Below are 23,724 nucleotides of genomic sequence, written 5' to 3'. Positions count from 1 at the left end.
GTCGAGTTGCTCGACAAGAGCAGCCTTTGATTTGAAATGAAGCCGACTCCTCGCGTGCCTGCTGCCAACCCATGCCGCACACGTTCAGACACTGTCCATAAAACCGATCCACGCCGCCAGCAGCAATAAAACCGCCAGCACTCGATTCATCCACTGCACTCGCCAAGGCGATATGAGCCAGCGGGTCGAGCCTGCGCCCATCACCGCCCAGCTGCCGAGGCAGGGCAAGGAAATCAGAAAGAACACCAGCGCCAGGTAAGACACCGGGTTGCGCTGGCTGAATACACTGACCACCGCCAGCGCCATGACCCAAGTCTTGGGATTTACTATTTGCAGTGCTGCGCCACCGATAAAGCCTATCGGCAGGCGGTTTTGCCGCTCGATTGAGTCGGTCGGGCTGGCACCTATCTTCCAGGCCAGCCAGGTCAGCCACAGCACGCCGACCCATGCCATGACGCGCTGAGCATTGGGGATCGCGAGCAGTGAGTGGCCGACACCCATGCCGACGAGCAACACCAACAGTGCAGCGCCGGTGCAGGCTCCCAGAATCAACGGTACAACGGCGCGCCAGCCGAAGCGGGCACTGTTGCTTAATACCAGGATGTTGGTGGGGCCGGGGGTGATCGAGGCGACGAAGGCGAACAGTATGAAAGGCAGCATGATCGGCAATCCAGGGCTGAAAAAGCCCATGCTGCGACATACCACAGGATCAGTCTGGAAGGTTTGAGCAGCGCAAGCGATAGGCCGCCGGGCTCAGTCCGTAGGCGCGCATGAACCAGCGGCCCAGATGGCTTTGGTCAGCGAAGCCCAGATCGCTGGCCACCTGAGCGGGCCAGATTCCGGCTGCCAGCATTCGACGAGCCTTGGCCAGGCGCAACTGTACCAGATATGCATGAGGCGGCAGGCCGAAGGCGGCCTTGAACGCCCGCGTCAGGCGAAAGCGGTCGACGCCACAAACAGCTGCCAACTCGTTCATGCCCACGTCCTGATGCAGATGCGCGTGCAGATAATCCCTCGCCCGCAAGGCCACTTGCGGCAAGCGCGGATCGGGATCGGTCATGCGTCGCCATTGCACCCGATCAATGAGCTGCGCCAGTAATTCATCCAACGCGCTTTGACGAACGATGCGTAGCTCATTTTGGTGCAGCGCCGTGAAAGCGAACGTGACCGCGTGAGCCAGCCGTGATTCGGTTTGCAGGGTGTTGGCGAAAGAAGGCAGATGCTGGTCGGGAGCCTGTTCGAACAACCCACTGAGCTCCCGGCTCAGCCAATGCGGGTCCAGGTACAGCATCTGATAAGTGAACCCTTCGGCGCACGGGGCATTGCCATCATGGATTTCTCCCGGCTCCAGTGTGAACACCTGCCCGGGCGTGCTGGCATGGCGCTGACGGCGGCAATTGAACTGCTGCACACCTTGCCGGGTAACGCCCACCAGATAGCTGTCATGCCAATGTGGATCATAGGCATGCCCCTGAAAGTGCGCGTGCAGCGTCTCGATACCTGTATCAAGGTCGCGAGCGAGGTCTATCCAGTGTGTGGACGGCATAAAACACCTGAATCGATGAAAGCGATTGGTTATCGCTGACGTCAGAAGGTGAGTCTAGAACATTCGTGCATTCATCTTCGATTGGCAGCAGCGCATCAATCAAGGTGCCGTGCGCCGCTCAGCCTGACTCATGTAGTCCATCAAAACCTGACTCAACGCCACCACTCCAACCATCCCCTCCGCCAATTCAACCTCAACCCTCACACCCTGCAACCCTCCCTGTGCTGTCCATTCGTCGAGCGCCAATCCATGCAACTTCAAAAACGCTTCGCGCCTGCACCATGCCTTGGCGAACGCAATCGGGCGAATCGACTCGGGCATGCCTGACAGACGGGTAGCAACCTCAGCCCCCAGATAATCCAGCGCGACCGCATGCCAGTCCGGCACCGTCTGAACCTGCATCAAGTCCACGCCCACTGCGCCGTGGAGATTGACGGCAGCAAGAGAGAACCCGGCTTCGTGGCTGATGGAAAACCCGGGCTCCGGCAGCCCGTCGATAAGCAATCGCGGCGCGACACCTGGGGCGCTGATGAACGTGATCGCGCCCGATGGCAATTCGAGCCACTGTTCCACGGCGGTACGCACGCAGGCCCGAATGCGGCTTCTGGCTTCATCCCTTGAACAGCCCGGTCTGGTGACGCAACTGACCAGCAATACATTCTGCCGAGGGAAAGGCTTTGGCGGGGCAAGCCGGCCATCTTCATCGAATGCCCAGCTCGCCCCGCACTTCATGCCCTGTCAGGTGACGCGGGACAACCAGCCCAACGGCTGCCGACAGGGATATGTTCGCCCTTCATGACCAGGGTCAGTGCGCCAAGGTGCGCATCGTTGCCGACGACGGCGCTGTACAGAACAGCGCTGCGTGGCCCCATGTACACGCGCTCGCCGATGCTGACATGATCAATCTTCATGATTCGGTCTTCGAACAGGTGGGTCTGCGGGCAGGCGCCGGCATTCAGTTCGCTGTCTGCGCCGATGCTGACGCAGTCGAATTCGGTGATGTCGGTGGTGTCCATGTAAACCCCGCGACCAATCCTGCAGCCGAGCACATTGAACGCCAGCGGCAACCACGGTGTGCCGCGCAGGTAGCGCATGAAGTTCGGTGCGGCCATGCCTTCGTACAGACTGGTGATGCCCTCCGACAGCCATACGAAGGGCGTCCACATCGGGTCAGCGCGTTTGCGATAGCGGCCCATCACCAGCCATTTCAGGGCCGCGATCAGCAGAAAGTTACCCACGCTGTACGCCACGCCGATCACTGCAAGGTAGGCCAGCACCGCGCCCCAGCGCTCGTCGTCGGCGAGTGGCATCAGGTCAAGCATCACCGTGTAGCCAACGGCGATCACCACCGCGTGCGGGGTGACAATGCGCACGCCTTCGACCAGTCCTCGGGCCAGGCGGCGCAGCGGTGAAGGCTTGAAGGTCAGTGATTCGGGAGCGCCACTCACCTGCTCGCGGGCAGGCAGGTGGATCGGTGGTGAGCCCAGCCAGGTGTCGCCGTCGACCATTTTGCTGTTGTGCGGCGCGCAGGAATGGACGCCGATCAGGACGTTTTCCGGCAGTACCGTGCCGTCCGCGATGTACCCGCCGTTGCCGACAAAGCTGCGATGCGACACGACCGTGGGCTGCATGGTCATCCAGCCGCCGTCGATACGCTCATCACCGAGCATCACCGCATCTGCGATAAAGGTTTCATCGCCCAGGGTCAGCATGTCCGGGATGACACCCTGTGCGCTGGAAATCTCGGCGTCGCGCCCTACTTTCGCGCCCAGCAGTCGATACCAGAAGGGCGAATACACCGTGGCGTAGATTCCGGACAGCACGTTGAGGCTCGCTTCCTGAATCTGGCTGATCAGCCACTTGGCGCAGTAGGTATTGCTGTGCACCTCATAACAGCCCGGTTTGAGGCGTGGAAAGACGACCCAGCGCAATGCCGCAGAGGCCAGAACAGTCGCGACAATAAGCACCGCACTGGCCGGGAACGCGAGCAGGAAATAGCGCGCCAGTTGTCCCAATGGTCCGCTGCCCTCGAACCATGGCAAGACGTTCTGCGTGTCGAACCAGTCGATCAGGAAAAAGGTCGGGAAGACCGGGATGAAGAACAGCGTCGCGACCAGCAGAACGCCGAACACGAAGAACAGTTGTTCTGCCCGCAAACGCGCCGGGCTGGTCACAGGCCGCGCAGGTTGGCCGAGCGTATCGAACGCGCCGACATCACGCGCTGGCGAGCCTTGCCAGATGCGCCCAGCCGGAACCTCCCGACCATCGGCCATGGCTGACTGGGCTTCCAGATGCCCCCACGGGCCTACAGCCGTATTGCCTTCCATGATCACGTAAGAGCCGACACAGGCATTGTCCTGCAAGGCGATAAGGCCCAGATGCAACTGACCCCGCTCGACGCGCGCATTTTCGAAGCTGACACCGTTGCCGACGCTGACCCCGTCGCCGATTTCCAGCAGGTCATGAGCCCGTACTGTAGCGCCGCCAATAATCACGTCCTGCCCGATCTTCGCGCCCAGTGCGCGCAGCCACAGGGGATAAAGTGAGGAGCCGCTCAGCAGGTAAGTCGGCGCCGACTCGACCATGCGGTCTGCGGCCCACCAGCGAAAATAGGTAACGCCCCACAGCGGATAGATCCCAGGCTTCAGGCGGCCGACGATCAGCCACTTGGCTGCCAGCGCGATGAAAAACTGCAGAACGGTAGCAATCAGGAATACCGAGATCGACGCCAGCGTCGCCAATGCGACAGAGTCGTCGGGCGAGCCGGTGAGCAGGTGATAGGTAAAGAACGGTGCGAGCCACTGGGTCATTCGCAGGCTGACCATGACCGGCAATGCCAGCGCCTGGGCCACGCCGCAGCGCCAGCGACGCCAGGCTGACGGAGGCGTCCAGTCCACCGGCGCATCCACCTCTTGTGGCGCCTGATCCAGCACTTCAGCAATCGCGCCGATACGCCGATGCTGGTAAATGTCGCGCACCGTGACTTGAGCGAATCGCGGGTTGGCCCGCAGCGCCGAGGCCAAACGCGCGGCAAAGAAGGAATGCCCGCCCAGATCGGTGAAAAAGTCCGCATCGCGGCGGATCGGCATGCCGGGGAACAGTGTGCTCAGCGCGGCAAACAGTGCGATCTCACCTTCGGTTTGCGCCACATCGGACTCTGCGCTGGCGGCCTTGGCATCCATCGTCAACGGCCGGGCCTTGAGCGTTTTGCGGTCGATTTTGCCGGACGTGAGGCGCGGCATGCTGTCGAGCAGTTCGAAGTGTCCCGGCACCATGTACGGCGGCAACTGCGCCTGCAGAGTTTTGCGCAACTGACTCGTGAATGCGGAAGGCGTCGACGTGTCGCTCACCAGATAAGCAATCAGTTGATCAACGCCCGCCTCGTTGCGCAACAGGACGGCAACGGTGCCCACGCCAGGCTGTTGCGCCAACAGCGATTCAATCTCGCCCAGTTCGACGCGAAAGCCGCGAATTTTTACCTGATCGTCGGCCCGCCCGAGGCACTGCACCTGCCCTTCGTCGTCGATCCGGGCAAGGTCGCCGGTTCGATACAGGCGCGCATCGTGATAGCCGGTGGACCACGGGTTCGGCAGGAATTTTTCCTGGGTCAGGTCCGCCCGACCGAGATATCCCTCAGCCAGGCCAGGGCCAATAATGCACAGCTCGCCGACTTCGCCACGCGGCAGCAGGCTGGGCGCCAGGGTGCTCCCGACCGCAGGGTCATTGGCGATGACCAACAGCCCGTAATTGGGTAACGGTGTGCCAATCGACACCGGGCGACCACGCGACAGACGCGCCAGGCTGGCCGACACGGTGGCTTCGGTAGGGCCGTAGGTGTTGAACATCTGCCGGTTCGGCGTGGCCCAGCGATCGACCAGCGACTCAGGACACATCTCGCCGCCCAGATTGATCAGACGCAGGCCGGGAACGTCTTCGCTGAACAGCGCCAGCAAAGTGGGCACCGCATGCAAGACGCTGATGCGCTGCTCGGTCAGCAAGCGCGGCAGGGTTTCGGGGTCACCGCTGGTTTCCTTCGGGCCTATCCACAGCGTCGCGCCCACCAGATAGGCGATCCAGATTTCTTCGAAGGACATGTCGAAGGCCACGGAAAAGCCCTGGTAAACCCGGTCGCTTGCACGAATGCCAAGTATCGCGTTCTCGCTGCGCAGAAAATGGCAGATGCTGCGCTGGGAAATCAGAATGCCCTTGGGCTTGCCCGTGGAGCCGGAGGTGTAAATCACATAGGCAGGATGGTCGGGAAGCACCCCACTGCGACGCACCAACGCTGCGTCAGTCGGCGTCAGCAGGTGTTCGGCAGTCCACACCTTCAAGCCCGTATCGGCCAACACCGGCATCAACGCATCGCAGGACACCAGCCCGACTGCGCTGGCGTCGTCCAGGCAAACCTGCAGACGCTCTACCGGCGTGTCCTGATCCAGAGGCAGCCATGCGGCCCCCGCCTTGGCAATACCGGCCTGCATGACCAGCAGCTCAATGCCGCGCGGCAACCACAGACCGACAATGTGCCCCGGCCGAACACCCGCACCGATCAGCGCAGACGCCACCTGATCGGCCTGCCGGTCCAGATCGCCATAACTGATCTGATGCTCGCCGAAGATCAGTGCCACTTGCTGCGGGTTGCGCCGGGCACTGGCTTCCAGCAAATCGGCCAGCACCTCCTCACGTAGCAGCTCAGGTTGGATTGGACCGTAAATCACGTCCAGCGATTGTTCGTTCTGGCCTAGCGTCGACAGGTTCAGGTTATTCATGGCAGCAGGTATTAGCTCGTCTGAAGGAGGTGCCTGAGATTTCTGGTTATGAGCCGGTCCGTCAGCGATTGGCGCGAATTCTGTGGTCGTTGCGTGTCCGGAATATGTCCGTTTTGATACATTTTGGCTGGAGCACTGCAGCTCTCACCGGGGCAGGAGAACAGGCTGGCAAGGCGAATATGGCAAAGGCTGGCTGTACGAATCTTGAACAACAAAACGAAGGTGGCAGATTGCCCACATTGCTGTGCGGGTTACAGCAGACGCCACAAGGTCTCGCGTGTCGCGGGGTTGAAAGACTGCGCCTGACGGTCCATGACGCCTCTCAGTCCATCGCCAATACGCTCTGCCGGCATCGGGTGGAAGCCATGTTGCCGAAACCATGGACCGTTCCAGCGCGGCTCGCGAAATGTCGTCAGGCTTATCGCGTGCAGCTGGCAAACCTGCGCGTACGCCTCGACACACGCCAGCAGGCTTTTTCCGACACCCTTGCCGGATGCACCAGGCTCGACCGAGATGTTGTCCAGGTACAGGAAATCATCCAGCAAGCGCATGGCTGCAAAACCGATGATGTCACCGCTGCGCCTGTTGGCAGCCACCACCACCCGGCAGGCTTCGAACCTGTCTGCGCCCAGCGGAGGGTTTTCGGCGACATGCGCCAGGGAAGGAATGCTTTTGTACCGGTGACGCGCCCGCGCCGACAGGCGTTGTAACGATTCCAGGTCGCTGTGTTGCGACACACGCAGATCAAATTCCATCCGCTTTTCCTCCCTGACTGCCTGACATCGAAACCAGACGCCGATGAGCACATCTGGACGGTGAGCCGATTAACTTTCCCTGCTTGCCAAAAACTGCCTGGTTCGCCTGCCCGGTGGAGGCCGCAGCACTCGTTACCAGATCAATCGGCCCTTGCCATAGAACCCTACACAGCAGAAGGAGTTGCCAGCGCTTCAGACGTGCGCCACTGGTCGCATCGACTGCAGCATCCAGTTCCGCACCGGACAGGAACTGGCTGTAGTAATCATGCAGTTCGGCTTCCCAACCGGCCACCTCGTCCAGCGCCGCCTCGGCTTATTCCTTGCTCAAGGCAAAGTGAGCGTGCTGACTGAGCAGATTGCCTCGGTTGAGCCGCGACCCTTCGATGCCGACGGACATGGGAAGTGTGAACCCGAAAATAACAGCTCACGAAAGAGCACGTTAATCCTCGTAAAGCCTCACTAAGTGACACCTTAACTACTCATAAAAATCGTGACTACTGCCCTCAGCGCGTCATTCCTACACCTAGAACGCGCAATGCCACGTCACTGATCATCGACATACCCCACCCATCCCCCATCAAAATGTGGCTTACTGAAGCCTGCCATCATCCAATCAGGGAATCTCTTCCCTACCCTCGCGGTCTCTTAACGCATGACGAATTCGCGCTCTGCTTTCATACCCTCCTGGCTTCGCCCTGTTCTGCGTCCTTTGCTGGACCCGTATCGCCGTTATCGGCATGCGCGGCTGATCCACGCGGCGCGGATTGCGGTGGGCTTGCTGGTGACTATCCTGCTGACCACCGGCCTCAACCTGCCTCACGGTGAGTGGGCATCGGTGACCATGCTGATCGTGATCGGCGGTTTGCAGCATCACGGCAATATCGGCAAGAAGTCGGTCGAACGGGCCTACGGAACCTTGATCGGTGCCGGTCTCGGTCTGATCGTGGTGGTTCAGCAGGGCTATCTGGAAATGCCGTTGCTGACCTACGCAATGATGTCGGTGATGTGCGGTTTCTTCGCCTATCACGCCATCGGCAAAGGGGGTTACACCGCGCTGCTGTCGGCGATCACGCTGTTCATCGTCGCCGGTCATGGTTACAACCCGATCAGTGACGGGCTGTGGCGTACCGTCGATATTCTGATTGGTATCGCGCTGGCCCTGGCGTTCTCCTTCGCCCTGCCGCTGTATGCGGTGTTTTCCTGGCGCTACAACCTGGCCAGTGGTTTGCGTGACTGCGCCAAGGTCTACGGGCGCATTGTGCAAGGCCAGCCAGTGACGGCGGATGAGCATTTGAAACTGACCGCCAGGCTCAACGGCACGATGCTGCAATTGCGCTCGCTGCTGCCGTCGGTGTCCAAGGAAGTGAAGATGTCCATGGTCGAGCTGGACGCCATTCAGGGCCATTTCCGCATGTGCCTGAGCACCCTGGAGATTCTTGCCAATATTCGCCCGACGAACCTGAATCAGCTTGCCGACGAGACGCTCAAGGCATCGTTGGACGCTGACTACCGCCAGATTCGCCGGCAATTGATCGGCATGGCGCGCGCCCTGCAAACCGGTGCCACCGAGCGTCTGGAACGCACGACCGAAACACCGGAGACGCCGGAAACACCACCAGTGAAAGCCGTCATTCCTACCGAGCTGAAGGGCTACCACTTGATGACCCAGCAGTTAGCGCTCAACCTCGACGGCCTGCAGGCGCGTCTGGCCAAGACCGCCAAACGCTGGAAGTTTTAAGGAACCGCCCGTGCCCGATACCCGCCCGCCTGTGCTGGATGAAATCGATCGCCAGCTGATTGCCGCGCTGCAAATCAATGCGCGCGAAAGCGTCGCCATGCTGGCCCGGCAACTGGGCATCGCGCGTACCACCGTGACCTCGCGGCTGGCGCGCCTGGAAAGCAGCAAGGTGATTACCGGTTACGGCGTGCGCCTTGGCCAGCGCGTGGTCAGTGGCGGGTTGCAGGCGTATGTCGGCATTACCGTGCAACCTAGCTCGGGCAAGGAAGTGTTGCGGCGGCTGAGTGCCATGGCGCAGGTTCAGCAACTCTGTGCGGTGAGTGGCGAGTTCGATTATGTCGCCTGGCTGCGCACGGACTCTCCCGAGCAACTGGACCAGCTATTGGACCTGATCGGCAGCGTGGATGGTGTCGAGAAGACCACGACATCGATCATCCTCAGCAGCAAGATCGACCGCGGCCAGCCGGTGTAACTGCGCGCTTCTATCAAGCAGTGATACAAACTGACCAGAAAATTCGTCACTTAGCCCAAACAAACAGCATATCGACGACACTTTGCGTCTTATTAACGTGTCCGCCCTTCTCTAGACTGTTGTTTTTTGCCGTTGCCCATCAAGGTCCGTCATGAAGAACAACCGTCACCCCGCCAACGGCAAAAAGCCGATCACCATGTTCGGCCCCGACTTCCCCTTCGCCTTCGACGACTGGATTGAGCACCCGAAAGGTCTGGGCAGCATTCCGGTGGAGAACCACGGCGCTGAAGTGGCAATTATCGGTGCCGGGATAGCCGGTCTGGTGGCGGCCTACGAATTGATGAAGATGGGCCTTAAACCGGTGGTGTACGAAGCCTCGAAAATGGGCGGCCGCCTGCGCTCGCAGGAGTTCGAAGGCGCCAAAGGCATCGTGGCCGAACTGGGCGGCATGCGCTTTCCGGTGTCCTCGACAGCGTTCTTCCATTACGTCGACAAGCTGGGACTTGAGTCCAGGCCGTTCCCCAACCCGCTGACCGCGGCGTCCGGCAGCACCGTTATCGACCTGGAAGGCACCACCTACTACGCACAAATGCTCTCGGACCTGCCGGCACTGTTTCAGGAAGTCGCCGACGCCTGGGCCGATGCACTGGAAAGCGGCTCGCAATTCGGTGACATCCAGCAGGCGATCCGTGACCGCGATGTGCCGCGTCTCAAAGAGCTGTGGAACAAGCTGGTGCCGTTATGGGACGACCGCACGTTCTATGACTTTGTCGCGACATCCAAGGCCTTCGCCAAGCTGTCTTTCTTTCACCGCGAAGTGTTTGGCCAGGTGGGCTTCGGCACTGGCGGCTGGGATTCGGACTTCCCCAACTCGATGCTGGAAATCTTCCGTGTGGTGATGACCAACTGCGATGAGCACCAGCATCTGATCGTCGGCGGCGTGCAGCAAGTGCCGGTCGGCTTGTGGAGCCACGTCCCCGAGCATTGCGCGCACTGGCCCAAGGGCACCAGCCTGTCGTCGTTGCACCGCGGCGCACCACGTCCCGGCGTGAAGCGCATCGCACGCGCCGAGGATGGCAGTTTTGCGGTGACCGATAATTGGGGCGACACCCGGCAATACGCTGCCGTGCTGACGACCTGCCAGAGCTGGCTGCTGACCACGCAGATCGAGTGCGAAGAGTCGTTGTTCTCGCAGAAAATGTGGATGGCCCTGGACCGCACCCGCTACATGCAGTCGTCAAAGACCTTCGTGATGGTCGACCGTCCGTTCTGGAAGGACAAGGACCCGGAAACCGGCCGTGACCTGATGAGCATGACCCTCACCGACCGGCTGACCCGTGGCACTTACCTGTTCGATAACGGCGACGACAAACCCGGCGTGATCTGCCTGTCCTACTCGTGGATGAGCGATGCACTGAAGATGCTCCCGCAGCCCATCGAGAAGCGGGTGAAGCTGGCGCTGGATGCCTTGAAGAAGATCTACCCGAAAGTGGACATCGCAGCGCGGATCATCGGTGATCCGATTACCGTGTCATGGGAAGCCGATCCGCACTTCCTGGGTGCCTTCAAGGGTGCGCTGCCGGGCCATTACCGCTATAACCAGCGCATGTACGCGCACTTCATGCAGCAGGACATGCCCAGCGAACAGCGCGGCATGTTCATCGCCGGCGACGATGTGTCCTGGACACCGGCGTGGGTCGAAGGCGCTGTGCAGACTTCGCTGAATGCTGTGTGGGGCATCATGAACCACTTTGGCGGCAAAACTCACGCCGAGAACCCCGGCCCCGGTGATGTGTTCCAAGAAATCGGCCCGATTGCACTGGGCGACTGACAGAAGGAAACCCCCATGCGCGTTGCGCTGTATCAATGCCCGCCATTGCCGCTGGATGTCAGCGGCAACCTGACTCGCCTGGAACAGCAGGCTCAGGCCGCCGCCGAACAAGGGGCACAGGTGCTGATCTGTCCGGAAATGTTCCTCAGCGGCTACAACATCGGCGCCCAAGCTGTCGGTGAGCTGGCACAGGCGCAGGACGGTCCGGCAGCGACGCGCATTGCCGCTATCGCACAGGCTAGTGGCATTGCGATCCTCTACGGCTATCCGGAGCGCGCCGCCGATGGGCAGATCTACAACGCTGTGCAGTTGATCGACAGCCAGGGCAAACGCCTGTGCAACTATCGCAAGACGCACCTGTTCAGCGAGCTCGACAGGTCGATGTTCGCTGCAGGCGACGATCATTACCCGGTGGTCGAATTGAATGGCTGGCGCCTGGGCCTGTTGATTTGCTACGACGTGGAATTCCCCGAAAACACTCGTCGGCTGGCCTTGGCGGGGGCCGAGTTGATTCTGGTCCCCACCGCAAACATGCTGCCTTACGATTTCGTCTGCGACGTGACCGTCCGGGCGCGGGCTTTCGAGAATCACTGCTACGTGGTGTACACCAATTACTGCGGCAGCGAGGACGCGATTCGTTACTGCGGGCTCAGCAGCCTCTGCGCGCCGGACGGCAGCCGCCCGTTGCTGGCGGGTCAGGACGAAGCATTGCTGGTCGGCACGCTGGACAAGTCACTGCTGGCCCAGGCCAGAACCGCGAACGACTACTTCGTGGATCGCCGCCCGGCGCTTTATACGTCGCTGACTTGATCCTGAAGAGGCCGGTACAGCCTCTGGAAATAGCGCGTTTGCTTATCGTCATTCTCGTTGCCTATCGTGCCAATGCTCTGCGTTGGCATGCGGTTCTGGACGCTCTGCGTCCTCTATTTCGCAGCTTTGAGCAGCAGGCTCGCGAACGGGTCTGTTAATCCGCTAGCATGACGCCTCGCCTCGCACAGCTTTCCGGACGCCCCTCATGCCTGCCGCACACGCCGCCGACACTCAACGCCTCACGCTGGCCAACGGCTTGAATGTGGTGCTGTGTCACGAGCCACGGCTCAAGCGCTGTGCGGCCTCATTGCGCGTGGCAGCCGGCAGTCACGATGCGCCACAAGCGTGGCCGGGGCTGGCGCATTTTCTGGAGCATCTGTTTTTCCTCGGCACCGAACGCTTCCCGGCCGGGGATAACCTGATGACCTTCGTGCAGCGTCATGGCGGGCAGGTCAATGCCAGCACCCGTGAGCGCACCACTGACTTCTTCTTCGAACTGCCGCAAGCGGCCTTCGCCCAAGGGCTGGAGCGGCTATGCGACATGCTTGCCCGGCCGCGCATGGACACCGCAGATCAATTACGCGAACGCGAAGTGCTGCATGCCGAATTCATCGCCTGGCGCGGCGATAGCGCATCCGGCAATCAGGCGCGCCTGCTGACAGCGATCAACCCACAGCATCCGCTGCGCGGCTTTCACGCCGGCAATCGCTACAGCCTGTCAGTGCCCAACCCGGCTTTTCAGCAAGCGTTGAAAGACTTTTATCGAGGCTTCTATCAGGCCGGGCAGATGACCCTGTGCCTGAGTGGCCCGCTGCCGGTGGCTGAACTGCAGGCGCTGGCGATAAACCACGGCGCGGTTTTCGCCACCGGAATGAAGGTCACACAGCGCCCGCCTCCAGCATTGATAGCCAGCCCTCGACAGGCTGGCGAGCAAAGCCATCTGCTGTTTGCCTTCGAGGACTTGCCAGACAAGGCTGACGAAGCGGTGGCCTTCTTCTGTCACTGGCTCAATGCCGCGCAGCCTGGCGGACTGGTCGCCGAGCTGGTGCGCAGGGGCCTTTGCACCTCATTGAACGCCGCGCCGCTGTACCAGTTCGGCGGGCAGCTTTTGCTGGATATCGAGTTTAAAGGCGACCCGGCGAACGCGACCGCTATCAGTAGCCTGCTTTTCAGCTGGCTCGGTTTTTTCAAAGCTCACTGGCCAACGCAAATCGAGGAATACCACCGTCTCGAACGACGCCGTCTGCAGACGTGCGGAGCATTGGCTCTGGCAAACCATCACTGTCGCGAAACGCCCGCGCAGTTGAGCGAGCAAGGCCAAAAAACGTTAAGTGCATTACTGGCGAAGCTCACCGCTGATGTGGATAACCTCGTTCCAGAGACGGTCACTTGGCGCCTGCCAGCGCCGAATCCGTTTCTTCATACGGCAGCGGACGACCCCGCTGAAGCCGCGCTGTACCTGCGCTGGCAACTGCCATCCCCGCAGCCCGCTCTTTGGCGGATGCTCGATACCGCGCTCAAGCCACTGGTCGAAGACGCACGTCAGGCCGGAGTAACCCTGACCTTCACCGCGTACGGTCCGTACTGGCAGCTTCAATTGAACGGTTTGCGCGAACCGATGCCAGCGGTCCTGAAACAAAGCCTGCAGCGCTTGCAACACCCCGATACCCACGCACAGGAAAACGACGAGCCGGTGTTGATCCCGATTCGTCAGTTGCTCAAGCAGCTTGCCGATCACTTCCTGCGCAATGGGTCGGAGGCGAGCATAAGCGACCTGCCAGGCGTATGGGCGGCTTCGCGCTGGAGCAGTTTCACCAGCGGTATTGAACAGGCCAGCCAGTCAATGCTGGACGCGGTGTTGAATGCAGCACCCGGCGTTCAGCGAACTTCCCCACACGATCTGCCAGCCATTCGCGCTGGCAAGCACTGGGCGACGGAAGCATCGTCCTCCTCGGAAGACGCCGTGCTGGTGTTCTGCCCCGCGCCCACGACTTCTATCGAAGATGAAGCGGCCTGGCGTCTGCTCGCGCACCTGGCTCAGGCGCCGTTCTATCAGCGGCTGCGGGTCGAACTGCAATTGGGTTACGCGGTGTTCAGTGGCCTCAGGCAGATCGACGGACGGACCGGTTTGCTGTTCGGCGTGCAATCACCCACCTGCAATGCCCAGCAACTGTTTGCGCACATCGAGGCCTTTATCGGCGGATTGCCGCAGTGGGTCCGCGATGCAGATTTGCCTGAGCAGACCAAAGCCCTTGCAGCGCAGTTCGAGCCGTCGAGCCTGCCGGAGCAACAGCGTGCCGACCTGCAGTGGCAGGCACACCTCGCCGGGCACCGGGGTGACCATGCGCAGACCTTGCAGCGCGCTCTGTCAAATCTGGATACACACTCGTTGCTGGCCTCTGCGGATCAATTGATCAACGCCACAGGAGGCTGGCTGATCGTGGCCAATCGCCCTGCCAGCGCGGCCGTTCCGCAATCCTTACCTGAACGGTAACGGTCTTTCATGCAGATTCTAGCCCTGCTGAATTGTGAAAATGAGTAACATAGCTCCCTAAGCATCTGAACGTATGCCTCCAGCGATGCACTAAGATGTAGTCACCCACCGCTGCACTTATCCGAGGAGATTTTTATGTCGTGGACTAAACCTGCTTACACTGATCTGCGTATCGGTTTTGAAGTCACCATGTACTTTGCAAGCCGTTGATTTCAGTGCGCTGTGAAGCCTCGGTTCGCCGGGGCTTTTTTTATGGTTGTGGCTGTTTTTTATTTCAGAGCATGTCCCAGGAGCTGTCATGTACATCCAGATTCTAGGTTCTGCTGCTGGCGGTGGATTCCCCCAGTGGAACTGCAACTGCGTCAATTGCGCGGGTTTTCGCGACGGCAGCCTGCGTGCCCATGCGCGGACCCAGTCTTCCATTGCGCTGTCCGACGACGGTATCAACTGGGTGCTGTGCAACGCCTCACCTGACATTCGCGCGCAATTGCAGGGCTTTGCGCCTATGCAGCCCGGGCGCGCATTGCGCGACACCGGCATCAGCGCGATCGTGTTGATGGACAGCCAGATCGACCACACCACCGGCCTGCTCAGCCTGCGTGAAGGCTGCCCGCATCAGGTGTGGTGTACCGACATGGTCCATGAGGACCTGAGTACCGGCTTCCCGCTGTTCGAAATGCTCAAGCACTGGAACGGCGGCCTGACCTGGAACCGCATCGAATTACAGGGCAGCTTTGTGATTCCGGCCTGCCCGAACCTGCGCTTCACGCCCTTTCCGCTGCGCAGCGCCGCCCCGCCCTACTCGCCACACCGTTTCGACCCGCACCCGGGCGACAACATCGGCCTGCTGGTCGAAGACACCCGCACTGGCGGCAAGCTGTTCTATGCCCCGGGCCTGGGCAAGGTCGATGACGCACTGGCCGAGAAAATGCGTGACGCCGACTGCCTGCTGGTCGACGGCACAATGTGGGACGACGACGAAATGCAGCGCCGTGGCGTGGGCACGCGTACCGGCCGGGAAATGGGCCATCTGGCACAGAACGGCCCCGGCGGCATGCTGGAAGTCCTCGAAGGCTTTCCCGAGCAGCGCAAAGTGCTTATCCACATCAACAACACCAACCCGATTCTCGACGAAGACTCCCCGGAACGTGCGGAGCTGGTTCGTCGCAACGTCGAAGTGGCCTTCGATGGCATGAGCATCGAGCTTTAGGAGCTGACATGAGCGAATCGACTGCGCTGTCCCCCGCCGAATTCGAACAGGCCTTGCGCGCCAAGGGTGCCTATTACCACATCTATCACCCGTACCATGTGGCGATGTACGAGGGTCGTGCAACCCGCGAGCAGATCCAGGGCTGGGTCGCCAACCGTTTCTACTATCAGGTGAACATTCCGCTCAAGGACGCGGCGATTCTGGCCAACTGCCCGGATCGCGAGATCCGTCGCGAGTGGATTCAGCGCCTGCTCGATCATGACGGTGCGCCCGGCGAAGACGGCGGCATCGAAGCCTGGCTGCGCCTCGGCCAGGCCGTGGGGCTCGACCCGGACCAACTGCGCTCGCAGGAACTGGTGCTGCCAGGCGTGCGTTTTGCCGTCGACGCCTACGTGAACTTCGCCCGCCGCGCCAACTGGCAGGAAGCTGCCAGCAGCTCGCTGACCGAACTGTTCGCACCGCAGATCCATCAGTCGCGCCTGGACAGCTGGCCGCAGCACTACCCGTGGATCGACCCGGCCGGCTACGAGTATTTCCGCACTCGCCTGGGTCAGGCCCGACGCGATGTAGAGCACGGCCTCGCCATCACGTTACAGCACTACACTACGTACGAAGGTCAGCAGCGTATGCTGGAAATCCTGCAGTTCAAACTCGATATCCTGTGGAGCATGCTCGATGCGATGTCCATGGCCTACGAGTTGAACCGCCCGCCGTATCACAGCGTCACAGACCAAAGGGTCTGGCATAAGGGGATTACGCTATGAAGCACGATCCGCAGTTCCGAGCGTTGACACCCAAATGGCATCAAGGCTATCGCTTTCAGTACGAGCCTGCGCAAAAGGCGCATGTGGTGCTTTACCCTGAAGGCATGATCAAACTCAATGATAGCGCGGCCCTGATTGGCGGGCTGATCGATGGCAAGCGAACCATCACCGCCATCATTCATGAGCTTCAGCAGCAGTTCCCCAATGTTCCCGAACTGGGCATGGACGTCGACGAGTTCATGGAAGGCGCCAAAAAGAAAAACTGGATCGATCTTGTCTGACCTGGCCCCCGTCACCAACACCCCGTACATACCGCCCACTCCCGAGGTCGGGCTGCCCCTGTGGCTGCTCGCCGAGCTGACCTATCGCTGCCCGTTGCAGTGCCCGTATTGCTCCAACCCGCTGGATTTTGCCAAACAGGGCCAGGAGCTGAGCACTGAGCAGTGGTTCAAGGTCATGCAGGAAGCGCGGGAAATGGGGGCGGCGCAGATCGGTTTTTCCGGCGGCGAGCCGCTGGTGCGCCAGGACCTCGCCGAGCTGATCGCTGAGGCCCGGCGTCTGGGCTTCTACACCAACCTGATCACCTCGGGCATCGGCCTTACCGAAGAAAAGATCATCGCCTTCAAGGAAGCAGGCCTGGACCACATCCAGATCAGCTTTCAGGCCAGCGACGAGCAGGTCAACAACATGCTCGCCGGCTCGAAAAAAGCCTTCGCGCAGAAGCTGGAGATGGCCAAGGCGGTCAAAAAGCACGGCTACCCGATGGTGCTGAATTTTGTCACCCATCGACACAACATCGACCGCATCGACAAGATCATCGAGCTGTGTCTCGCGCTGGAGGCGGATTTCGTCGAACTGGCGACCTGTCAGTTCTATGGCTGGGCGCACCTGAATCGCCTCGGCCTGCTGCCGACCAAGGATCAACTGGTCCGCGCCGAAGCCGTCACCAATGAATACCGCGTCCGGCTGGAGGCAGAGAATCATCCGTGCAAGCTGATTTTCGTCACGCCTGATTATTACGAAGAGCGTCCCAAGGCATGCATGAACGGCTGGGGCAATATCTTCCTGACCGTGACACCGGATGGCACAGCGCTGCCCTGCCACGGCGCACGGCAGATGCCGATCCAGTTCCCCAACGTGCGCGATCACAGCATGCAGCACATCTGGTACGACTCGTTCGGCTTCAATCGCTTCCGCGGTTACGACTGGATGCCCGAGCCTTGCCGTTCGTGTGACGAGAAGGAAAAGGACTTTGGCGGTTGTCGCTGCCAGGCCTTCATGCTGACCGGCGACGCCGCCAATGCCGACCCGGTGTGCAGCAAATCCTATCACCACGGGATCATCACTCAGGCTCGTGACGAGTCCGAAACCGCTACTCAAACCATTGAAGAGCTGGCCTTTCGCAATGACCGAAACTCACGACTCATCGCAAAATCCTCCTGAACGCCTGAGCGCCGCCCAAGCGGTCGCTGCAGGCGTCGACTTCGCCGAACTGGATGTCAGCTCGGCGGGCCTGTTCTGGAACGAATACCGACCCGAAGACGGCGCCAGCCGCATCTGGCACTGGTACGCCAACAGCAAGCGCTGCCTGACGCCACAAGGCTTCAGCGTGCGCAGTCGGGTGTATGAATACGGTGGTGGCTCGTTCTGCCTCGCCGACGACGCCGTAGTCTTCGTCAACGAGCGCGACCAGCAACTGTATCGACAGGCACTGGATGCCAGCGAGCCGGTGGCGCTGACCGAGGGCGACAAGCGCTACGGCGGCGTGTTCTTCAGCGGCGGCCAGATTCTGGCCGTTGAAGAGGACCACAACACGCATCGACTGGTGGCTATCGAGCTGGCTGACGGCAAGCGCCAGTTGCTGGCCGAAGGCGCTGATTTCTACTCATCACCGATTGTCAGCGCCGACGGCAGACGCCTGGCCTGGATCGAATGGCAGCGCCCGCATCAGCCGTGGACCAGCACCCGCTTGATGTCTGCGACGAAACAGGACGATGGCAGTTGGGCCACTGCGCTGTGCATCGCAGGCGACGGCGCGCAAGAGTCACTGCAACAACCGCGCTTCGATGCCCACGGGCGGCTGTATTGCCTGACAGATCGTGCAGGTTTCTGGCAGCCGTGGGGCGAATCACCTTCCGGGTTTGCGCCGCTTTCCGCCCGCCCGGCGGATCATGCCTCCGCGCCCTGGCAAATGGGCAGCTGCACCTGGCTGCCGATCAACGATGGTTACCTGGCGAGCTGGTTCGAAGACGGTTCAAGTGTTCTGGGGCTTTGTCAGGCCGACGGCAGCGTCGAGGATTTCAGCGCGGGTTACAGCCGCTTTCGCAGCCTCGCCATTGACGAAGAGTTCGTCTATTGCATCGCGGCCTCAGCCGTAAGCACCTCGGCGGTACTGGCTATTTCTCGCCACGACGGCAGTGCTCAGGTGCTTGCCGGAGGCGGGTCGCCGCTGCCAGCCAACCAGATCAGCCGTCCTCAGACATTGCGTTACCCCAGTGGCGGGGCCGAGGCTCATGGTTACTTCTATCCGGCCATGACCGGCGCGGAGAAACCGCCGCTGGTGGTGTTCATCCATGGCGGCCCGACCTCTGCCTGCTACCCAGTGCTGGACCCACGCATTCAGTATTGGACACACCGCGGCTTCGCCGTGGCAGACCTCAATTATCGCGGCAGCAGCGGCTACGGTCGGGTGTACCGGCAAGGCCTGCACCTCACCTGGGGCGTGGCGGACGTCGAAGATGCCTGTGCAGTCGTGAAACATCTGGCCGAGCGCGGCTTGATTGACGAACGACAGGCGTTTATTCGCGGCGGCAGTGCGGGTGGGTACACCACGCTCTGCGCCTTGGCCTTCCACAATGTATTCCGCGCGGGTGCCAGCCTGTACGGCGTCAGCGATCCGGTGGCACTGGCCAGGGCGACGCATAAATTCGAAGGTGATTATCTGGACTGGCTGATCGGCGATCTCGACAAGGACATCGAGCGCTATCAGGCTCGTACGCCCCTGTTGCACGCAGACAGCATCAGCGTGCCGGTCATCTTCTTTCAGGGCGAGCTGGATGCCGTGGTGGTTCCGGAACAGACCCGGTCCATGCTCAAGGCGTTGCAAGACAACGGAATCAAGACCGAAGCGCACTTCTACGCGGACGAGCACCATGGGTTCCGCAAGGCGAATAACCTGGCAGATGCGCTGGAGAAGGAATGGCGTTTCTATCGGGATGTGCTGGATGCCTGATCAGGCCGTGTGATCGTTCCCGCATCAGGGAACGATCAGCGAGTGCGACGAGGTGTTACTTACGCGAGACGATGATGTAGATCGCGTGGATGATGCCCGGGATGTAACCCAGCAGGGTCAGCAGGATATTCAGCCAAAAAGCGCCAGCAAAGCCTACTTGCATGAACACGCCTACCGGGGGCAGCAGGATGGCGAAAATGATACGAATGATGTCCATGGAAAGCTCCTGATTGATTGGCTCTGATTGGCCATACAGCTAATCGACCCTGGCCGGCGGTGAGGGTTCAACCGGCTCTGGCACCGCGCCATTATTCTTTCTCGGGAGAGGATCAGGACAAGCGTTGTACTGCGGGCACAGCAGCGTGTGCTGCGAGCGGAAAGAAAACAGAATCGTCAAAACGCAAACAAAGAAAACCCCGCCGAAGCGGGGCTTTCCAGACTGTTTCCCTGATTTCCCTTTCACCCCGCCATCCTGGCAGGCTTCCCTACGTGTCCCTGTTATGTCTTGTTGCGCGTCCTGCGCTACGTCCATGAACAAAGATTAACTTTGGATCCCTTTCTTGGGAAGAGGTCAATTGGCACCACGCAGTGTAAGCAAATGCTTACAAGGCTTTTCCAAGTCAGAATTGTGACGCCTTCAACAGGTACAGCGAATCGCTGCCCGCGCGCACCGAGGCATCCAGCGAGTGAATACGCGGCAGCAGACGTGCGAAGTAGAAGCGTGCAGTACCCAGCTTGCTTGCGTAGAACTCCTCCTGCTGCTCTTTACCGAGTGCTGCCTTGGCCATCATGGCCCATATGTAGGCATACGCCGTGTAACCGAACAGATGCAGATATTCCACAGAGGCTGCGCCGATTTCATTGGGGTTGTTACGCGAGCGATCCAGCACCCAGCCGGTCAGCTCATCCAGCATGTTCAAGGCTTTGCTCAGCGGCTGAGTAAACTCGCCGAGCGCGTTGTCCGAGCCGCTGATGAACTGGCGGACTTCATCGGAAAACAGCTGATAGAAAGCGCCATTCGAACCGACGATCTTGCGCCCGACCAGGTCCAGCGCCTGAATGCCGTTGGTGCCTTCGTAGATCTGCGTGATACGCACGTCACGCACCAGTTGCTCCTGGCCCCACTCGCGGATGTAACCGTGGCCGCCGAATACCTGCTGACCATGCACGGTGGTTTCCAGACCGATATCACTCAGGAACGCCTTGGAGACGGGCGTCAGCAGCGCTACCAGATCATCGGCACGCTTGCGCGCGGCATCGTCTTCGCTGAACTTGGCAATATCCAGTTGTAGAGCCACGTAGCTGGAAAACGCCCGACCGCCTTCGTTGAAGGCTTTCATGGTCAACAGCATGCGACGCACGTCAGGATGGACGATGATCGGGTCAGCGGCCTTGTCCTTGTTCTGTGCGCCGGTCGGGGCACGGCTCTGCAGACGGTCCTGCGCATACTCGACGGCAGCCTGATAAGAGCGCACGCCAGAGGCCAGGCCCTGGATACCGACGCCGAGGCGCTCGTAGTTCATCATCGTGAACATCGCCGCCAGCCCTTTGTTCGGCTCACCGATCAGGTAACCGGTGGCGGCGTCGAAGTTCATCACACACGTTGCAGACGCCTGAATGCCCATCTTGTGCTCGATCGAGCCACAACTGACGGTGTTGCGCTCGCCGATGCTGCCGTCGTCAGCGACCATGAACTTGGGCACCAGAAACAGCGAGATGCCTTTCGGGCCAGGCGGTGCATCCGGCAACTTGGCCAGCACCAGATGGATGATGTTTTCGGTCAGGTCGTGTTCGCCACCGGTAATGAAAACCTTGCTGCCGGTGATCTGGTAAGCGCCGTCCGCCTGGGGTTCGGCGCGGGTGCGAATCATGCCCAGATCCGTACCGGCGTGGGCCTCGGTCAGGCACATCGACCCGGCCCAGACGCCTGAATACATATTGGGCAGAAATTTGCTCTTGAGCGCTTCACTGGCGTGGGTGTCTATCGATACGCAGGCGCCGGACGTGAGCATCGCGTACAGACCGAACGCCAGACTGGCAGAGTTGAGCATCTCTTCGACCTGAGCCGACACCACCTTGGGCATGCCCATACCGCCAAACTCGGGGTTACCGCCTACACCGACCCAGCCGCCCTCAGCGTAGGTCTTATAGGCCTCGGGGAAACCTGCAGGTGTGGTGACGACGGTGTCCTTCCAGTGGCAGCCCTCCTCGTCACCGTTGTGGCTCAGCGGCGCAATGGTCTTGCTGGTCACTTTACCGGCTTCTTCGAGAATGGCTTCGACCGTTTCAGCGTCGACGGTTTCGGCCAGCTCGGGCAGTTGAGCCCAGAGCTTTGAAACCTCGAAGACTTCATTGAGGACGAAGCGCATATCGCGCAGTGGCGCTTTATAGTCAGCCATGGCAAACCTCGTGAACACGGATCGAAATGCTTTGGGAAGCCGATCGATGCATCCAGCGACGCAGATCAGCAGTCGAGTTCCACGAGTCTAACCGAACAACATTTCAGAGACATAGGGTCGTGTCATGACTGAATAGTCATAACAGGACACGGGAAGTGTAAGGGCTTGCTCAGGTTGCCGCTTCAGTTGTGCGGACAGCGCCACGTCGGTTCAACTGCCCGTAAGCCACCACACAATTGCGCCCGGCGCCCTTGGCCGCATACAGCGCCTGGTCGGCGCATTTGAGCACCTCTTCGGGCGTGCGATGCTCCGGCTGGCGTTCGGCAACGCCGATACTCACCGTCACCGACACACTGCCTGACTGCGCCCCGCTGCGGCGCTGCCGGCCTTGCTGATCGTCCTGAGGGCGACTGTCCTTGTTGCGCAGCTGAATCTCGTAATTGGCGATGGTCTCGCGGATGGCTTCCAGGTGCGGCATGCACTCATCGATAGTTTTGGCGGCGAACACAATGGCGAACTCTTCGCCACCATAACGATAGGCCTTGCCACCGCCGTTGGTGATTTTCGACAGTTTGCTGGCCACCAGACGCAGCACCTGATCCCCCACATCATGGCCGTGGGTATCGTTGAATTTCTTGAAGTGATCCACGTCGCTCATCGCCAGCACATAGTTGCGACCCAGACGCTGCATGCGCTCATTGAGCGCCCGTCGCCCAGGCAACCCGGTGAGCTCGTCGCGGAAGGCCATCTGATAGGCCTCATGAGCGACAGCAGCGGCAATCATCAGCATCACTTGGCTGCACAAGATGTTCAGCGTGAACGGCAGGATGAAGGTCTTGGGCAACGCCCAGAACAAACCCAGCAGGCCGACAATCTGCGCCGCATGCAGCGGTCGCGGCTTTTCCAGGTATTGCCAGATCAGCACTCCGAATGACACGAGGAACATCGCGTAAGACAACTGGATCAGGCTCATCCATGCGCCATGCAGGACAGGCCAGCGGATGTCGGCCAGCCAGACTTGCAGCTCGACCGGATAACTTTGTTCAAGCCCAACCGCCACGCCGCCCAGCGCTACCAGCACCGCGAGCCGCGCGACCATGTCCTGGAACAGATGCGTTCGTTCCTCCCATGCTGCATACAGCCCGAACAGCAGCGGCAGCAGCAGGCAGACCAGGTGAAAGATCACCGCTGCATCTTCGCGGACCTTGCCGTGGTCACGGTAGTAATCGGTCTGGGTATCGAGCAGGTAGTAGGCGATATACACCGTGAGCATCAGAAACAGCTCGCGCTGACGTCGGTAAACACAGCAGTACGCGCCGCCCAACAACAGAACCAGGGTCGGAAGCACGTTGAACAGCGAGGTGAAGAAGACGTTCAGGTCCTTTACATACGCAGCCGCAAGCCCCGCCACCAGCAAGCCCAGTGAAGGCAGAAAATGACTCAAGCGTGCAGCTGATGGACGCAACAAAAGGGGTTATCTCCTACCCGGCATCTGGATGACTGGCTGGCCTGATGGCATTGTGCCCCTCCCCAGCAAACAATGCATCGGCAGGATCAACAAACAACTTAATTTCTGTAACGGCAGGAAGCGGGAAATGTTTATTGCGGGCTTCTTGCGTCCATGCGCCGCGTCGGCATGCGTTGGGTGACACAGAGCGTCACGAACTGCATTCCCACGCGGAGCGTGAGGAACGAGAGGTGTCC

Annotated in this window: 20 protein-coding genes; 11 read left to right on the top strand and 9 right to left on the bottom strand. The window is 60.4% G+C overall.

What is annotated here, in order from left to right; genetic code table 11:
• Nucleotides 1-84: 84 nt before the first annotated feature.
• The 6 genes from ACW55A_RS24515 to ACW55A_RS24490 all read right to left on the bottom strand — a co-directional run bounded on the left by ACW55A_RS24515 (nt 85) and on the right by ACW55A_RS24490 (nt 7,362).
• Nucleotides 85-660 carry a LysE family translocator gene (locus ACW55A_RS24515; protein ID WP_455808925.1) on the bottom strand — a complete coding sequence of 192 codons (576 nt, stop codon included), beginning with the start codon at nt 658-660 and terminating at the stop codon, nt 85-87.
• Between the two features lie 49 nt (nt 661-709).
• On the bottom strand, nt 710-1,546 hold the full coding sequence (locus ACW55A_RS24510) for an AraC family transcriptional regulator (RefSeq protein ID WP_065348933.1): 837 nt from the start codon (nt 1,544-1,546) through the stop codon (nt 710-712).
• Between the two features lie 99 nt (nt 1,547-1,645).
• On the bottom strand, nt 1,646-2,131 hold the full coding sequence (locus ACW55A_RS24505) for a 4'-phosphopantetheinyl transferase family protein (RefSeq protein WP_498811698.1): 486 nt from the start codon (nt 2,129-2,131) through the stop codon (nt 1,646-1,648).
• A gap of 143 nt (nt 2,132-2,274) precedes the next feature.
• Nucleotides 2,275-6,315: a Pls/PosA family non-ribosomal peptide synthetase gene (locus ACW55A_RS24500; protein ID WP_498811697.1), complete on the bottom strand. Its 4,041-nt coding sequence runs from the start codon at nt 6,313-6,315 to the stop codon at nt 2,275-2,277.
• A 251-nt stretch (nt 6,316-6,566) separates the two neighbouring features.
• Nucleotides 6,567-7,070 (bottom strand): GNAT family N-acetyltransferase, encoded by a 504-nt coding sequence (locus ACW55A_RS24495; protein ID WP_455808928.1) that lies wholly within the window; start codon nt 7,068-7,070, stop codon nt 6,567-6,569.
• Nucleotides 7,060-7,362, bottom strand: coding sequence for a hypothetical protein (locus ACW55A_RS24490; RefSeq protein WP_455808929.1), 303 nt, complete (start codon nt 7,360-7,362; stop codon nt 7,060-7,062). The genes ACW55A_RS24495 and ACW55A_RS24490 overlap by 11 nt, the downstream gene beginning before the upstream one ends.
• A 360-nt stretch (nt 7,363-7,722) precedes the next feature.
• Here ACW55A_RS24490 and ACW55A_RS24485 point away from each other — a divergent pair, with 360 nt between their 5' ends.
• The 11 genes from ACW55A_RS24485 (at nt 7,723) to ACW55A_RS24435 (ending at nt 19,621) form a co-directional block, all read left to right on the top strand.
• Nucleotides 7,723-8,808: an FUSC family protein gene (locus ACW55A_RS24485; protein ID WP_455808930.1), complete on the top strand. Its 1,086-nt coding sequence runs from the start codon at nt 7,723-7,725 to the stop codon at nt 8,806-8,808.
• Nucleotides 8,809-8,818: 10 nt separating this feature from the next.
• On the top strand, nt 8,819-9,280 hold the full coding sequence (locus ACW55A_RS24480) for an Lrp/AsnC family transcriptional regulator (protein ID WP_455808931.1): 462 nt from the start codon (nt 8,819-8,821) through the stop codon (nt 9,278-9,280).
• A 151-nt stretch (nt 9,281-9,431) separates the two neighbouring features.
• Nucleotides 9,432-11,111, top strand: coding sequence for a flavin monoamine oxidase family protein (locus tag ACW55A_RS24475; RefSeq protein ID WP_455808932.1), 1,680 nt, complete (start codon nt 9,432-9,434; stop codon nt 11,109-11,111).
• A gap of 15 nt (nt 11,112-11,126) precedes the next feature.
• On the top strand, nt 11,127-11,921 hold the full coding sequence (locus ACW55A_RS24470; protein ID WP_455808933.1) for a carbon-nitrogen hydrolase family protein: 795 nt from the start codon (nt 11,127-11,129) through the stop codon (nt 11,919-11,921).
• 205 nt (nt 11,922-12,126) lie between these two features.
• Entirely contained in the window at nt 12,127-14,415 is a 2,289-nt protein-coding gene (gene pqqF / locus ACW55A_RS24465) for a pyrroloquinoline quinone biosynthesis protein PqqF (protein WP_498811696.1), read from the top strand.
• A 135-nt stretch (nt 14,416-14,550) separates the two neighbouring features.
• Nucleotides 14,551-14,625, top strand: coding sequence for a pyrroloquinoline quinone precursor peptide PqqA (gene pqqA / locus ACW55A_RS24460; protein ID WP_003422658.1), 75 nt, complete (start codon nt 14,551-14,553; stop codon nt 14,623-14,625).
• Nucleotides 14,626-14,713: 88 nt separating this feature from the next.
• Nucleotides 14,714-15,625 carry a pyrroloquinoline quinone biosynthesis protein PqqB gene (pqqB, locus tag ACW55A_RS24455; protein WP_058416069.1) on the top strand — a complete coding sequence of 304 codons (912 nt, stop codon included), beginning with the start codon at nt 14,714-14,716 and terminating at the stop codon, nt 15,623-15,625.
• Between the two features lie 8 nt (nt 15,626-15,633).
• Nucleotides 15,634-16,389, top strand: a complete 756-nt coding sequence (gene pqqC, locus ACW55A_RS24450) for a pyrroloquinoline-quinone synthase PqqC (RefSeq protein ID WP_003372394.1) — start codon at nt 15,634-15,636, stop codon at nt 16,387-16,389.
• Complete coding sequence (pqqD, locus tag ACW55A_RS24445; protein WP_002555562.1) at nt 16,386-16,670, top strand: pyrroloquinoline quinone biosynthesis peptide chaperone PqqD; 285 nt, start codon at nt 16,386-16,388, stop codon at nt 16,668-16,670. Before pqqC ends, pqqD begins: the two co-directional genes overlap by 4 nt.
• The gene (pqqE, locus tag ACW55A_RS24440) at nt 16,663-17,832 is read left to right on the top strand and encodes a pyrroloquinoline quinone biosynthesis protein PqqE (RefSeq protein WP_003372397.1); all 1,170 of its coding nucleotides are present in this window, start codon (nt 16,663-16,665) and stop codon (nt 17,830-17,832) included. Before pqqD ends, pqqE begins: the two co-directional genes overlap by 8 nt.
• Complete coding sequence (locus tag ACW55A_RS24435; RefSeq protein ID WP_498811695.1) at nt 17,795-19,621, top strand: S9 family peptidase; 1,827 nt, start codon at nt 17,795-17,797, stop codon at nt 19,619-19,621. Before pqqE ends, ACW55A_RS24435 begins: the two co-directional genes overlap by 38 nt.
• Nucleotides 19,622-19,676: 55 nt before the next feature.
• Here ACW55A_RS24435 and ACW55A_RS24430 read toward each other — a convergent pair whose 3' ends face one another.
• The 3 genes from ACW55A_RS24430 to ACW55A_RS24420 all read right to left on the bottom strand — a co-directional run bounded on the left by ACW55A_RS24430 (nt 19,677) and on the right by ACW55A_RS24420 (nt 23,488).
• On the bottom strand, nt 19,677-19,838 hold the full coding sequence (locus tag ACW55A_RS24430; protein WP_002555565.1) for a YqaE/Pmp3 family membrane protein: 162 nt from the start codon (nt 19,836-19,838) through the stop codon (nt 19,677-19,679).
• A 403-nt stretch (nt 19,839-20,241) separates the two neighbouring features.
• On the bottom strand, nt 20,242-22,020 hold the full coding sequence (locus ACW55A_RS24425) for an acyl-CoA dehydrogenase C-terminal domain-containing protein (RefSeq protein WP_498811694.1): 1,779 nt from the start codon (nt 22,018-22,020) through the stop codon (nt 20,242-20,244).
• A gap of 169 nt (nt 22,021-22,189) precedes the next feature.
• Nucleotides 22,190-23,488 carry a GGDEF domain-containing protein gene (locus ACW55A_RS24420; protein ID WP_044309144.1) on the bottom strand — a complete coding sequence of 433 codons (1,299 nt, stop codon included), beginning with the start codon at nt 23,486-23,488 and terminating at the stop codon, nt 22,190-22,192.
• Between the last annotated feature and the right edge of the window lie 236 nt (nt 23,489-23,724).

It is taken from the genome of Plantibacter cousiniae (nom. nud.) (assembly GCF_977070315.1).
Note: the sequence above shows the minus strand (reverse complement) of the source record. Positions and strands in the feature narration are given on the sequence as shown.

Coding starts and splice junctions, on each gene's coding strand:
- ACW55A_RS24515 (WP_455808925.1), bottom strand. CDS start 660: ATGCTGCCTTTCATACTGTTCGCCTTCGTCGCCTCGATCACCCCCGGC.
- ACW55A_RS24510 (WP_065348933.1), bottom strand. CDS start 1,546: ATGCCGTCCACACACTGGATAGACCTCGCTCGCGACCTTGATACAGGT.
- ACW55A_RS24500 (WP_498811697.1), bottom strand. CDS start 6,315: ATGAATAACCTGAACCTGTCGACGCTAGGCCAGAACGAACAATCGCTG.
- ACW55A_RS24495 (WP_455808928.1), bottom strand. CDS start 7,070: ATGGAATTTGATCTGCGTGTGTCGCAACACAGCGACCTGGAATCGTTA.
- ACW55A_RS24485 (WP_455808930.1), top strand. CDS start 7,723: ATGACGAATTCGCGCTCTGCTTTCATACCCTCCTGGCTTCGCCCTGTT.
- ACW55A_RS24475 (WP_455808932.1), top strand. CDS start 9,432: ATGAAGAACAACCGTCACCCCGCCAACGGCAAAAAGCCGATCACCATG.
- ACW55A_RS24470 (WP_455808933.1), top strand. CDS start 11,127: ATGCGCGTTGCGCTGTATCAATGCCCGCCATTGCCGCTGGATGTCAGC.
- pqqF (WP_498811696.1), top strand. CDS start 12,127: ATGCCTGCCGCACACGCCGCCGACACTCAACGCCTCACGCTGGCCAAC.
- pqqB (WP_058416069.1), top strand. CDS start 14,714: ATGTACATCCAGATTCTAGGTTCTGCTGCTGGCGGTGGATTCCCCCAG.
- pqqC (WP_003372394.1), top strand. CDS start 15,634: ATGAGCGAATCGACTGCGCTGTCCCCCGCCGAATTCGAACAGGCCTTG.
- pqqD (WP_002555562.1), top strand. CDS start 16,386: ATGAAGCACGATCCGCAGTTCCGAGCGTTGACACCCAAATGGCATCAA.
- ACW55A_RS24435 (WP_498811695.1), top strand. CDS start 17,795: ATGACCGAAACTCACGACTCATCGCAAAATCCTCCTGAACGCCTGAGC.
- ACW55A_RS24430 (WP_002555565.1), bottom strand. CDS start 19,838: ATGGACATCATTCGTATCATTTTCGCCATCCTGCTGCCCCCGGTAGGC.
- ACW55A_RS24425 (WP_498811694.1), bottom strand. CDS start 22,020: ATGGCTGACTATAAAGCGCCACTGCGCGATATGCGCTTCGTCCTCAAT.